We start from the raw sequence: 13,538 nt of genomic DNA, 5'->3' as shown, positions 1-13,538 counted from the left end.
TTCATGTTCAAGATATACAGGCAAAATACTTCTTTTGTTTACTTTCCCCTTTAGACTAAAAGGCATGCATTGAATACGATTTTTTCAAGATTCATCAGGTATACGCTATATGGAGAGAAGGAATATATAGATTTTTCAATGAAAGGTTTATGTGTTCATAAAATATAAAAAAGAATTGAGAACGGCTTAATAGAAAATTAAGAAATGAAAAGAAAAGAGGCCGCCGCTTTAATAAAGCGAAACGGTCTCTTGAGGTTCGAAAATAATGTATCATCCTGATATAAATTGATATATGGCCCATAACTGACCACCAGTCGCCTCAGCTTTACTCGTGTATTCTAGCTTCAACTCCTAGCCCCTCGAGTCATAAGGAATAGTCACTACGGGAGAAAAGCACTCCCTACGTGCCTCTTCTCTTATGCTTGTCGGGTCTGGGCAGTCGTTTCAGCCTTATTCTGTAGATACAGATGGGTCGGCTTGGGTTTTAACTGGGACGATTTGGAGGAAGTGCTGGCTTGGGTTGCCTAGCAATTGGGCCAGTTCTTCCGCTTCAGCCTGTTGACCATTTTCTCTAAGAATAGTTGTATAGCGTGTAAGTAGTTCAGTTACATCATTTATACCTGTTTCATTTAATTTTTCAACAGAGACGAGGGCTCCTTTTGCAATTCTGCGTTGGAGCGCATCTTTTGTAAGGCCTCGTTCAGGCAAATGACGTTGATAAATGACACCGCCTGTCATTCCTGCGCAAATCCATGGACCTGGGTCTCCAAGAACAAGTCCTCGGCCGTTTGTCATATATTCGAAGGCAAAGCCCTTAATATTTGAATAAACGCCAATGTTTCCATGTTCTTGTACAGGAATATCCCGTTTTAAAGAACCTCCGACAATCATGTCAGCACCAGACAGACGGATACCTGCGCGCGCATCAGCGTCACCCTGAGCAATTAATAGACCTTTTTGTGCACCATATCCAAAGCCTTTTCCGACGGAACCATTATAGAATTTGTCATCCTTGCCGATTCCTTTAAGAATTGCAATTGTTCCTCCAAATGAGGTTTTGCCGGTGCCATCCTGAGAACCGCCATCAACTGTTATCGTAATGCCTTCTGTATTGTATGCACCAAGTCCATTTCCAGGTATGGAACCTTTATAGGTTAGATTAACAGGATCCATTTTGACATAGGAACCATCTAATCTGCCTCTTACCCGGTGGCAGGAAACACGGCTTCCAAGTACGCGCTGAATAGAATTGATATTTTTAAATTGTCTGGATTGAAGCAGATCATTTACACTTGCATCCAGATATTCTGCACCGACTGCGGCCATTTGGACGATTAATTCGTCCTTTGTAGCAGCAGCTTCGAGATGTGTGATTTGGCCAAGCTCAATCGTTTTAAGTAAGTATTTTAAATCCAGCATTTCTTTTCCTTTTGTTTGTACTAATAAATCGGAACGCCCGACAGCTTCCTGGAGATTTGTGATTCCAAGTTCAGCCGCAAGTGTTTTTAATTCATTGCCAAAAGCACTGAATAGGTTGATGATTCCCTGGACGGCTAAATCAAATTGTCTAGGAACAAATCTCCTTAAGCCATGTTCCTTTGCTTCCACTTCAGAATCAATTTGAGTAGCAATCCCTACATGGCATGTATCCAGGTGGCAGCCTCGACATGTTGTACAGCCAATAGCAATCATAGAGAGGGTTCCAAAACCTACACGGTTTGCTCCAAGTAGCATAACCTTCAGTACATCCTTTGCACTTTTGAGGCCACCGTCAGCCCAAAGCTCAACATCCTGTCTTAGACCAGCTTCAAGCAAGGCATTGTGAGCAGCTTTAACACCAATCTCCACTGGTAATCCAACGTTTTGAAGGGCATGGATACGAGCGGCTCCGGTACCACCGTCAAATCCACTTAGCGTGATAATATCAGCTCCAGCTTTTGCTATCCCGACAGCAATTGTCCCGATATTTGGAACAACAGGTACTTTAACAGCCACCCTTGCCTGATCATTGGCTGTCTTTAACTCATGGATCATTTGAGCTAAATCTTCAATAGAATAAATATCATGGTTGTTTGAAGGTGATATTAAATCGGATCCAATCGTTGCATTACGTGCTTCGGCAATTTTTGATGTTACTTTGGATCCAGGAAGATGACCGCCTTCACCCGGTTTAGCGCCCTGTCCGATTTTGATTTCAAGTAAATTAGAGGAATTCAGCAATTCCGCATTTACACCAAAACGACCGGAGGCAATTTGCTGACCGCGAGTTCGCGGGTATTTACCAAGCATATCTTTAATTTCTCCGCCTTCACCATTCATGCTAATCATATTAAGGCGATCGGCACCTTCTGCATATGCGCGAAAGGCTGTTTCATTTTGTGAGCCGAACGACATTGATGCAATTACAAATGGTAGACTGTGATCGCCAACACCAATATTCACTGTTTCTGGATCAACTTTTTGTTCGGTTTTCTTGAAATCTGTTAAATGGCGAATAGTTGTGGGATTTTGTTCTTCCTGTTCAGAGATTTTTTCTCCAAAGGCCTGATAATCTCCAGTTGAAGCCACCTCACCAATTGCTTTCCAGATTCGCGGGAACAGATGAAAGGTCTTGCCAACACGTTCTTTTTCATTGGCATAATCAATTGCACGCTGTTTCGCATCTTCCTTCAATTTATCAAAATTATAGATTAATTGATTGGATCCAAAGAAGTTCACGATTTGAAGGATGTCTGCTATTTCTTCCTGTAGTCCAATCGAAGAGAATAGTCGTCCATATCCGCGAAGTTCATGAATTCCAAGTGTTGAAATGACCTTTTCTAATCCTTTAGATAAAGAGTTATATAAATTATTTACTGGTTTCGACTGCTCATCTGATACGGTACGGAACATATAATATGGATTAATCAAATTAGCTCCTAATCCGTAAATCACCACAATGTCATGCAAGTTACGAATGGCAGCAGAGCGAACTAAAATGGAACAGTCTCTTCGTTTTTCTGCTTTTACTAATGCTCTATCGACTGCTGCGACTACAAGGGCAGGATCCAACCATAATTGCTCAGCCTGATGGGATAGTTCATCATCTAGGCAAAGTAATCCACAGCCGTCAGTAACAAAGGTAAGAGCCTCTTTACTGATACGATCTAGAGCTTCCTTAATCGTTTCACCCTCCGTGAATGTCATAGATATCGTTTTCAATTCTTCTGTATCCATAAATAATTGGTGAATTTGTTCATAAGAAGGTTGTTTTGCAAACTGTGCACAAGTGTGTCCAGCTTTTCCTTCAGCTAATAGAGGCGTTAATAGCTCAATCACTGTGTTTACAGATTTTTCATCTGTAAACAGAGAAGGGCGTTTACCGATAATGGTTCGGGTCGAAAAATGTTCCATTTCTCGGTCGCGATCTATCGCAGGGTTTGTAACAACTGCAACACTTTCTTTAATAAAGTCTGCAATATTCTTACGCTCAGGATTGAGTGCTGCCAGTGGAGCATCGTGACCAAGTGAACGAATTGGTTCTGCACCTTTTTCAGCCATTTGTTCAATTAGTTGAATATGGTCACGTTCCCATCCGAAAGCTTTATATTGTCCGTTTTGGATTTTGTCCTCTTCCTGTGCAAAAGTATGCTCTTTTACATCAGGAGGATTTAAGCGATTACGAGATTCTGTAAAGTTAAGTCTCTTGTTAAATCTTTTGAATACTTCTTCCTGATAAGTGATATATTCATATAGTTCTATTGAATCGCCATTCCACTTTAATCCGACCTTTTCTCCTGGACCAATTGGTTTAGGATTGGCTACATATTCTGTTGGTGAAATAACACCTGGTTCAGAGCCAAACAAATAAGAGGTTGAAGTTTCCATCATCCATAAAGGACGTAGACCAAGTGCATCTACAGAGAAAGCAGCTTCATTGCCGTGGCGGGAAATGATTCCTGCCGGACCTTGAGCGAAATGGCCCCAGCTTTCACGCAAATACGTATATAGATCCTGAAGATGATCAGGATATTCCTTCATTTCATTAATGATTGGAGGGAAGACAATATCAAGTGCTTCAAATAGAGAATACCCCTCACGGTAGATGAATGTTTCCAATGTACGACTTAAATCCTGTGAGTCACTGCCGCCGTTTACTAATGGAACACCAACCATTTGCGCTTCATCGCGTAATTTGGCGATTGTATTGATTTCACCATTATGTCCAAGGACGCTAAATGGTTGTACGCGAAAAAAGCTGGATAGTGTATTAGTGCAATAGCGGTTATGTCCAAGTGTCATCGTTGATGCGACGAGTGGACTTGCAAGGTCTGGATAGTACTTAGGTAGAATATCGCCGGCTCCCATCACTTTGTAGATGGCATGATATTGGCTAAGCGAAGATACGTGGATGTGGTCATTTTTTTCAATTGTAATTGTGAGATCAAATAACAGAGATGAAAGGTCAGTTTGTTTTAAATCTTCTTTTGCTATAAAAGCAACTTGAAGAAATACAGGGTTTTCCTGTAATGCTATTGGTCCCAATGCATCGGTGGAATAAGCTTCATCAGATACATAAATTTCTTTTAAGTCTTTTTCGTTTGCCAGTTTGATTATTTCCTCAATAGTTTGTTGTTTCTCAGCCTCACGTTTAATAAAAAAGTGGCCCACTACAAAATGGTTATGATCCGCAAGGTCTGTATCAGCACCAGAGTTCTTTAGCTTCTCCTTCCATAATTGACGGGGGATATCTATGTGAATGCCGACACCATCGCCTTCGCCGTTAATAAAACCGGCCCGATGGTTCATGGTAACCAGGGCATCAATACACGCAAAAATATTATCACGGGTAGGTATTTTTTTCTTTTCAATACATGCAATAATTCCGCAAGCATCATGTTCTGATTCGTGGTAATTCATAAACGTACTAGGATTCCATCTTTTGTTCATACGTTGGGCAACTATAAGCTTGCGCCTATTCGATGCCGGTTCACCTCCTGCTTTAAACTTGTGGTTTTTTAGATTACTTTGGAAAACGAACGAGGAAGGAAATACAGTTTTGAGGGTAATAAATAATCAATACTAGTATGATTTATATTATCATTAGAATTTTCAGAAATCAATTAAATATACATTTTAGTTTTTTTGGAAAATAAACATTATCTGGTTATTAAAATCAAAATATCTTAATGTAAACGCTTTCAACAACGTTAAAACATCAATTCTACCGTGATTAGTAGAATTGATGGTATGCATAAATATTCAAAAAAATGTATTTATAATAATTTGAATGCTTGATTTACAGCTTTAATAGTAGTTTCTATGTCTTCTTCTGTATGGGCTGTTGTTAAGAACCAGGCTTCATATTTTGATGGAGCCAAGTTAATCCCTTGTTCCAGCATAAGCTTAAAGAATCGGCCGAACACTTCGCCATTCGTAGCTTCAGCTTGAGCATAGTTACTGATATCTTCCTTAGCATCAGTAAAATAAACCGTTAATGCACCTTTTAATCGATTTACTTTAATAGAAACATGATGGTCTTCCGCTGCCTGAAGGATTCCTTGTTCCAGCATCGCCCCAAGTTGATCTAGTCGTTCATATACTCCTTCTTCCTTCAATACTTCAAGGCAAGCAATACCAGCTAGCATGGAAGCGGGATTTCCGGCCATCGTCCCTGCTTGATAGGCTGGGCCGAGGGGTGCGACTGTTTCCATAATCTCTTTTTTGCCACCGTAAGCACCAATCGGTAAGCCGCCGCCGATGATTTTTCCGAGCGCCGTCATATCAGGCTCAACACCAAGAAGGTTTTGTGCACCACCGTACATAAAACGGAAGGCTGTAATTACCTCATCATAGATAACAAGTGCCCCTGCTGCATGAGTAATGTCATTAATTGCTTCAAGAAAACCAGGGTTTGGTTCAACAATCCCGAAATTACCGACAATCGGTTCAACTAAAACGGCCGCGATTTCATTTCCCCATTTATTGATTGCTTCCTTATAGGCATCTATATCATTGAACGGCACTGTAATGACTTCCTGAGCAATGCTTTTTGGTACACCGGCGGAATCGGGAGTTCCAAGTGTGGAAGGGCCTGATCCGGCAGCGACTAAAACAAGATCGGAATGTCCGTGATAACAGCCAGCGAACTTAATAATTTTATCCCGTCCTGTATACGCTCGTGCTACACGAATCGTGGTCATAACCGATTCAGTTCCGGAATTTGTAAACCGTACTTTGTCCATGGATGGGATGGCTTCCTTAAGCATCTTGGCAAATTTAACTTCAAAAGGAGTAGGTGTTCCATAAAGAACGCCGTTTTCAGCTGCCTTTGTAATTGCTTTGGTAATATACGGATGGGCATGCCCGGTAATTATAGGTCCGTAAGCGGCAAGATAATCAATATATCGATTGCCGTCAACATCCCAAAAATACGCGCCTTTTGCTCTTTCCATTGCAACTGGAGAACCCCCTCCAACAGCTTTGTATGATCTAGATGGTGAATTGACACCGCCGACGATGTGCTGCATAGCTTCAGCATGCAAACTTTCAGATTGAGCGTGGTTCATTTTATTTCTCCTCCTTCGTATGTAACTGCTTCATTTTAGCACTGGAATTCTTTGTTTGTACAACATGGTCACCTAAGCAATGGATTCGTGTACAAGCAATCATAGGTATGCCTGTAAGAGCGTATATATTACAAATGCGGTTGTAATAAAAAGGGGTGCTACCTTTGTTTTATATTATCCTTGCTGCGGTTGTTATCACGTTACTAATGAGTTTGAGAGGATTATTGATGCCAACAGACCCAACCCGGGCTGAACGGATATCACTCGATTATCTTTATTGGATCATTACGGTGTACTTCACTTTTTTAATAGGTTTCGGAATCCTATACGTATTGGTTGAAATGAAATTTGGAACGCTTATTCATTTGAATGGTTTACCTATTGAGGGAGGTTTGTTTCAAAAGCTTGCCTCTTCCTTCTATTTCAGTACTATGACTCTTCTCTCGGTAGGGTATGGAGATATGGTACCTGTAGGATTTGGCAGATGGATTGCATCAATGGAAGCTTTAATTGGATATGCGTTACCGGCAGCTTTTGTCGTAAGGACTGCCATAGACTTTGAACATGCAAAAACAACCCGAAATTAGGTATAGTAATAATAGAACGAGCTGTTCTTAACTATTTTTATCTAACAGGGGAGTGAACTTTATGAGTAGTATAGTTGGTGAGAAGGCGCAGGATTTTAAGCTTCAGGCAAGTAATGGAAAAGAGGTTACATTAGCTGATTTTAAGGGGAAAAATGTAGTTCTCTATTTTTATCCAAAGGATATGACACCGGGATGCACGACTGAAGCATGTGACTTCAAGGAAAATCACACATCATTTGCAGAATTGGATACAATTATTGTTGGCGTTAGTCCAGATCCGGTTGAAAAGCATGAAAAATTTAAAACGAAATATGATCTTCCTTTTATCTTGTTGTCAGACCCAGAACATACATTGTCAAAAGCGTATGGAGTATGGGTATTAAAAAACAATTTTGGAAATGAATATATGGGTACGGAACGTTCTACATTCGTTATCAACAAAGAGGGTATAGTGGTAAAAGAGTGGCGTAAGGTGAGAGTGAAAGGGCATGTGGAAGATGCCTTAGCATTTATTAAAAATGAATTATCATAATTTAGATCGTGAGCAGGCATGAAATAATGCCTGCTTTCTTTATAAATAAAAAGCTCTCTGAAGGAAAAATATGTATATTAATAGTAGGTGTTTAATAAAGAGAACAGGGGAGATGACGTATGAAAGATCCACGAATTAAAAAAATGGCAAGACAACTGCTAACCCATTCTGTCCGGTTAGAGAAGGGGCAAAAAGTGTTGATTGAAGGTCACTACATAACGAAACCTTTGTTGGTAGAACTTGTCAATCAAACGTATGAGCTAGGAGCATACCCATTTGTACAAATGCTCGATGATGAGATTCAAAAATATATGGCAAAAGGGTATAGCCGGGAACAGTTGGAAATCATGGCTAATTGGGATTTGAAAAAATTTGAAGACATGGATGCTGTCATTATTGTGATCGGAGAAGAGAATGATGCGGAATTTGCTGAGATTCCGTCAGAGAAATTTCAGCTGAGCGGAGAAGTAATGAAGCCAGTCGTTGATTACTATATTAATAATTGCCGTTGGGTATTATTGAACTATCCGACTAAATCACTTGCTCAAAAAGCAGGGATGAGCACAAGTCAATTTGAAGATTTTCTGCTTGATGTTTGTACAATTGATTATGCCAAAATGCAGAAGGCAATGGAGCCATTGAAATCTCTAATGGAGCAAACAGATCAGGTCAGAATCACGTCACCGGGAACAGATCTTTCTTTTTCTATAAAGGGAATTCCGGCAGTGATGTGTTTCGGAGAAAGAAATTTACCTGATGGAGAAGTATATACAGCCCCCGTTAAAAATAGTGTAAACGGAACGATTACCTTTAATACGCCTTGTCCTTATCAAGGGACTACCTTAAGAGATGTCAGTTTAACGTTTAAAGATGGAAAAATAATTGATGCAAGAGCGGATCAAGCGGATAAAATCAATAAAATATTTGATATAGATGAAGGTGCCCGTTATATTGGAGAATTTGCCTTAGGCGTAAACCCGTTAATAACAAATCCAATGGGAGATATTTTATTCGATGAGAAAATCTGTGGAAGCCTGCATTTCACACCGGGATTAGCCTATAAAGCAGCCGACAATGGAAATATATCATCTATTCACTGGGACATGGTGCTTATCCAGCGAACTGAATTTGGCGGAGGAGAAATCTATTTTGATGGTCAATTGATTCGAAAGGATGGATTATTTGTACTACCGGAGTTAAAAGGATTAAATCCTGAATCACTTTTATAGTGATTGTTTTTAAAATCTATGGCAAAAGACCAAGCATAACAAGCTATTTTGAATAAGATAGAATCAGGGAATACCTCCTCATACAACTATTTGAAGGACAGCCGGAACTGGCTGTCCGTTTTTTTATTTAGTTTCTGCTTTTATGTGAGCTAGCTTAAAACGCTCGAGACATAAGTGGAGTTGCTGCGGATGCCAACAGGATATAGGTCACAAAGGCGTTGTCGCAGGACGTGGCGAATTTAGTCTTGGTTCATTGAACTAAGCCGTTTCAGCTTTTTATGTAATCCGGCTTCGACTCCTAGCTCCTCGAGACATAAGTGTAGGCATTACGAGAGGAAAGAACGCCTCCCTTCTTGCCTCCTCTTATGCTTTTCGAAGCTGAACAGTCGTCTCAGCACTTCATACTGGTAAAAGATGTTATTATGTTAGTGATGTGTGGATGAAGGGGGTATATGGATGAAGGTTGTTTCTGCAATTTATCCTCCGGGGGAAATTAGGAAACGTTTGATTGAGTCATACAAAGAGCATGAGTTTCATTTTTGTAAAGGTATCAAAAATGCAGGTTCTGTTATTAAGGATATGGATGTGCTCATAACATATGGAGAAGATGTGGATGAGGAAACAATCGACCAGGCGTTACGCTTGAAATGGATTAGTGTAATGTCAGCTGGGATTGAAAAATTGCCTTTCGAAAAAATTAGAGAAAGAAATATCCTGGTAACAAATGCGAGAGGGATTCATGCGATACCTATGGCAGAGTACGCCATGGGGATGATGCTTTCATATATAAAGCAATTCCCGATCATGGCAGAGAATAAAGATAAACGTATATGGGACAAGAGGCTACCTTTCGGTGAGCTGAATGGGAAAAATCTTCTTATATTAGGTACTGGCGCAATTGGAGAAGAGATAGCTAGATTAGGAAAAGCCTTTCGGATGAAAACGATTGGGATGAATCGCAGCGGGGTTTCCGCCAGTTCATATTTTGATGATATTATTACGATGTCTCAAATTGAGGGTGCTCTCCCGAATGCAGATTTTATTATATCTGTACTACCTAGTACATCAGAAACTAAGGACCTCTTGAAATACAAACATTTTGAAATGATGAAAAATATAGCTATGTTTATCAATATTGGTCGTGGAGATTTAATTAAAGAAGACACGATACATGAGGTGTTAGAAAATCAAGTTATAGGTCATATGGTGCTTGATGTTTTTCCGAATGAACCGTTAAATGAAGATAATAAGCTATGGTTATATCCTAATTTGACTATCACACCGCATATTTCTAGCGTTTCAAAAAATTACTTGCCACGCGCATTTGATATATTTGAGCAGAATTTTCAGCGGTTTGTTAATCATAAGGATGATAACTATGTGAATAAAATTGATGTAGGAAAGGGGTATTAGAATGAAAATTTATACAAAAACCGGAGATAAGGGTCAAACCTCTCTTGTTTATGGTACGCGTGTATCCAAAACTGACCAACGTGTAGAGGCGTATGGAACATGTGATGAAGGGAATTCTATGATTGGACTTGGGATAAGCTATTTAAATGATGTAGAGTTCTCAGGGAAAGATAAGTTATTAGAGGAGTTCCATAAAATACAAACTGATTTATTTCACGTTGGTGCAGAACTAGCTACTCCATACGGCAAAAAAGTTGGCTGGGTTATAAAAGAAGAGTCGATTGATGAATTGGAAGCCTATATTGATGAACTTAATGAGGAATTACCTCCATTCAAGAATTTTATACTTCCAGGTGGACACCCAGCTGGAGCAGCTTTTCATGTGGCGAGAACAGTGATACGTAGAGCTGAACGAAATTCAGTTGCTCTCGGAGAAGAGGTAAATCCTTTAGTTATAAAATATTTGAATAGGTTATCCGATTTCTTGTTTATTGTTGCCAGATATGTAAACTATAAATTAGGAAAAATGGAACCAACTTTACATAATTCTTGAGACAAGAGTTTCCAACACCCTGGATATAATATATCTGAATGAGGTGCTGGAAATATTGACAACTCAACCAATCATCAAGTAAACTTATTGTAACAATTACAAAGTGAGAATAATATAAAAAAGGAGTGCATGACGGTGTCTCAACCACAACTTAAAGAAGCGTTAGATACTTTGAAACAAACTGGTGTCCGCATGACTCCGCAACGTCATGCCATACTCGAGTATATAATAACTGCCCATGCGCATCCAACAGCTGATGATATATATAAGGCGTTGGAAGGCAAGTTTCCTAATATGAGCGTAGCGACAGTATATAATAATTTACGTGTGTTTAAAGAGGTTGGCTTAGTAAAAGAGTTGACGTACGGAGACTCATCCAGTCGATTTGATTTTGTGTCATCAGATCACTATCATATAATTTGTGAAAAGTGCGGAAAAATAGTTGATTTTCATTATCCAGGTCTTGATGAAGTGGAACATCTTGCATCACATGTTGCGGGATTTAAAGTAACACATCACCGAATGGAGATTTATGGTGATTGTCCGGAATGTTCTGCTAAAGAAGTTCATTAAACCAGATAGGGAAGTTAAATAAAAAGAAAAAGCTGGACGTTTGCCAGCTTTTTCTTTTTATTTATTTTTTAACTTTTTCTTATTGTAATCCTCGTTAAATTCTTTACCTTCCAAGTCTTTATCAAGTGTTAATGGTTCTTTACAGTACATACACATATCCACTCTGCCTAATATTTTTGTATATTTATTACAATTTGGACAAACAACTTGAACAGCTTTTGTGGAGAGCATACCTATCCAGAAATAGACGGCCATACTTGCAAAAATAGCTAATAGCCCGAGTACCATAAAAATAGTCATAACCAGTGGTGAGTTTCTAAAGAAAATACCTCCGTACATTATGATAAAGCCTATAAAAATTAAGCTGAGTGCAAATGTTCGTATTTTATTTATCTTACTTGAATACTTTGCCACCGTTTTTCCCCCTTTTATCTTCTATAATATACCATAATATCCAAAGAATTTAATAACAATAGATATTAAAATAGTGGCAGGAGTCTGTCGAATATTGTTGAATAGATAAGGAGAGCGAATTAAATTGTGGAGGAATGGAACATGGAGGATATCCTAAGACCCGTTTATCAAGAAAGAGCCAGCAACCCGGATACAAAAGGAGTTTTATTAATTGAGAAGAACTCTCCTGAGAGTTCAATTACAGATACATTTGATTATATTTTATTAATCATTACAGATAGTAAGGATAAGCAACCGGTCTTTATTAAACATTATGCTTACGAAAATAAAAAAGCAGCACTCCACATGGTAACAGATGAAAAGTTAAACGAGTGGAGGTTATTAGGATCCAATAAAAAAATTATTGATTGGATATACCATGGGAAAATTGTTTTTGACCGTAATGATTATCTTGCCTCATTAAAAAGAGAATTAAATGAATTCCCTTTCTATGGAAGGAAAGTAAAAAAAGGTATAGAGTTTGCGCGTTTAATTAGAAGTTATATGGAAGGTAAAGAATTGTTTGATCAAGGGAACTCTCTAGATGCGTATAATCAAATAATCCATGCACTCCACCACCTTGCAAGATTAGAGATCATTGAAAAAGGGTTTCACCCAGAAGTAACTGTATGGAATCAGGTGAAGCAAATTGGTCCTGATATTTATAAATTATATGAAGAGCTGGTTTTTAGCGAAGAAAGTCTTAATCAAAGACTAGAACTTCTTTTCCTTGTTAGTGACTTTTTTATTCATACAAGAACAGAATCCGGGTCTGGGCATATATTAGAAATTATAGGTGAAAGAGGAGAAGAGTACTGGTCATTTGATGAGCTGTATGGACATCAAGAGTTATGCTATTACGGAGAGGACTTAAGGATATTAATTGAGTACTTGATTGATCGTGGCTATATTGATGTTGTACTAGAAAACACTAAGGGAGCAAAGCTTTTTCATAGGTTTTATAAAATTCATAAAGAAATTTAAAAAATTATATTGACCAAATGATTTTAGGGTGGTATATTAATAAACGTCGCCGCTGAGGTAAACAAAACGAAGCGAGACGGCAAAGAAAAAATGAAAAAAGTTGTTGACTTACGATTCTAACGATGATAAGATAAGAAAGTCGCTCTTTTACAAACGAGCTAGAAATGTTAGTAAATTACATTAAAAGAAATGCTTGACAACAAAAAGTTATCTTGATATAATGTGAAAGTCGCTAACACGACAGATTGTTCTTTGAAAACTAAACAAAACGAAACGCCAAGCAAGTCTAAAAACAAGAGATTTTTAAAATCTCGTCAATTTGCTTTAAAATTTAGCTAGATCAAACATCTTTCGGAGAGTTTGATCCTGGCTCAGGACGAACGCTGGCGGCGTGCCTAATACATGCAAGTCGAGCGAATCTGAGGGAGCTTGCTCCCAACGATTAGCGGCGGACGGGTGAGTAACACGTGGGCAACCTGCCCCTAAGATTGGGATAACTCCGGGAAACCGGTGCTAATACCGAATAGTTTCCAACACCTCATGGTGTTGGAAGGAAAGTTGGCTTCGGCTAACACTTAGGGATGGGCCCGCGGCGCATTAGCTAGTTGGTGAGGTAACGGCTCACCAAGGCAACGATGCGTAGCCGACCTGAGAGGGTGATCGGCC

General features: G+C 39.1%; 10 protein-coding genes and 1 rRNA gene. 8 read left to right on the top strand and 3 right to left on the bottom strand.

Annotated features, from left to right (window positions below; genetic code table 11):
• Nucleotides 1–450: 450 nt before the first annotated feature.
• Together FHY45_RS17390 and FHY45_RS17385 are read right to left on the bottom strand one after the other, a co-directional pair.
• Entirely contained in the window at nt 451–4,929 is a 4,479-nt protein-coding gene (locus FHY45_RS17390) for a glutamate synthase-related protein (RefSeq protein ID WP_139892659.1), read from the bottom strand.
• A gap of 326 nt (nt 4,930–5,255) precedes the next feature.
• Nucleotides 5,256–6,548, bottom strand: a complete 1,293-nt coding sequence (locus tag FHY45_RS17385) for a glutamate-1-semialdehyde 2,1-aminomutase (protein ID WP_139892658.1) — start codon at nt 6,546–6,548, stop codon at nt 5,256–5,258.
• Nucleotides 6,549–6,712: 164 nt separating this feature from the next.
• Here FHY45_RS17385 and FHY45_RS17380 point away from each other — a divergent pair, with 164 nt between their 5' ends.
• From FHY45_RS17380 to perR, 6 genes are all read left to right on the top strand, one after another.
• The gene (locus FHY45_RS17380) at nt 6,713–7,135 is read left to right on the top strand and encodes a potassium channel family protein (protein WP_139892657.1); all 423 of its coding nucleotides are present in this window, start codon (nt 6,713–6,715) and stop codon (nt 7,133–7,135) included.
• A gap of 61 nt (nt 7,136–7,196) precedes the next feature.
• The gene (gene bcp, locus FHY45_RS17375; protein ID WP_139892656.1) at nt 7,197–7,667 is read left to right on the top strand and encodes a thioredoxin-dependent thiol peroxidase; all 471 of its coding nucleotides are present in this window, start codon (nt 7,197–7,199) and stop codon (nt 7,665–7,667) included.
• 119 nt (nt 7,668–7,786) lie between these two features.
• Entirely contained in the window at nt 7,787–8,896 is a 1,110-nt protein-coding gene (locus tag FHY45_RS17370; protein WP_139892655.1) for an aminopeptidase, read from the top strand.
• Nucleotides 8,897–9,352: 456 nt separating this feature from the next.
• Entirely contained in the window at nt 9,353–10,309 is a 957-nt protein-coding gene (locus tag FHY45_RS17365) for a D-2-hydroxyacid dehydrogenase (RefSeq protein ID WP_139892654.1), read from the top strand.
• A 1-nt stretch (nt 10,310) separates the two neighbouring features.
• A complete protein-coding gene (locus FHY45_RS17360; RefSeq protein ID WP_066107883.1) occupies nt 10,311–10,862 on the top strand; it encodes a cob(I)yrinic acid a,c-diamide adenosyltransferase in 552 nt (183 codons plus the stop codon).
• A 129-nt stretch (nt 10,863–10,991) separates the two neighbouring features.
• On the top strand, nt 10,992–11,435 hold the full coding sequence (gene perR / locus FHY45_RS17355; RefSeq protein ID WP_066107879.1) for a peroxide-responsive transcriptional repressor PerR: 444 nt from the start codon (nt 10,992–10,994) through the stop codon (nt 11,433–11,435).
• A gap of 57 nt (nt 11,436–11,492) precedes the next feature.
• Here perR and FHY45_RS17350 read toward each other — a convergent pair whose 3' ends face one another.
• Nucleotides 11,493–11,849, bottom strand: coding sequence for a YgzB family protein (locus FHY45_RS17350; RefSeq protein WP_066107876.1), 357 nt, complete (start codon nt 11,847–11,849; stop codon nt 11,493–11,495).
• A 141-nt stretch (nt 11,850–11,990) separates the two neighbouring features.
• Between FHY45_RS17350 and FHY45_RS17345 the strand changes: the two genes are divergently transcribed.
• Nucleotides 11,991–12,872 (top strand): nucleotidyltransferase-like protein, encoded by an 882-nt coding sequence (locus FHY45_RS17345; protein WP_139892653.1) that lies wholly within the window; start codon nt 11,991–11,993, stop codon nt 12,870–12,872.
• A gap of 348 nt (nt 12,873–13,220) precedes the next feature.
• Nucleotides 13,221–13,538 (top strand): 16S ribosomal RNA (locus FHY45_RS17340); the annotation flags it as partial.

The organism is Bacillus sp. D386, assembly GCF_006346415.1.
Note: the sequence above shows the minus strand (reverse complement) of the source record. Positions and strands in the feature narration are given on the sequence as shown.

What these genes read in the sequence shown, in the direction of transcription:
- FHY45_RS17390 (WP_139892659.1), bottom strand. Translation starts at nt 4,929, where the DNA reads ATGAACAAAAGATGGAATCCTAGTACGTTTATGAATTACCACGAATCA.
- FHY45_RS17385 (WP_139892658.1), bottom strand. Translation starts at nt 6,548, where the DNA reads ATGAACCACGCTCAATCTGAAAGTTTGCATGCTGAAGCTATGCAGCAC.
- bcp (WP_139892656.1), top strand. Translation starts at nt 7,197, where the DNA reads ATGAGTAGTATAGTTGGTGAGAAGGCGCAGGATTTTAAGCTTCAGGCA.
- FHY45_RS17370 (WP_139892655.1), top strand. Translation starts at nt 7,787, where the DNA reads ATGAAAGATCCACGAATTAAAAAAATGGCAAGACAACTGCTAACCCAT.
- FHY45_RS17365 (WP_139892654.1), top strand. Translation starts at nt 9,353, where the DNA reads ATGAAGGTTGTTTCTGCAATTTATCCTCCGGGGGAAATTAGGAAACGT.
- FHY45_RS17360 (WP_066107883.1), top strand. Translation starts at nt 10,311, where the DNA reads ATGAAAATTTATACAAAAACCGGAGATAAGGGTCAAACCTCTCTTGTT.
- perR (WP_066107879.1), top strand. Translation starts at nt 10,992, where the DNA reads ATGACGGTGTCTCAACCACAACTTAAAGAAGCGTTAGATACTTTGAAA.
- FHY45_RS17345 (WP_139892653.1), top strand. Translation starts at nt 11,991, where the DNA reads ATGGAGGATATCCTAAGACCCGTTTATCAAGAAAGAGCCAGCAACCCG.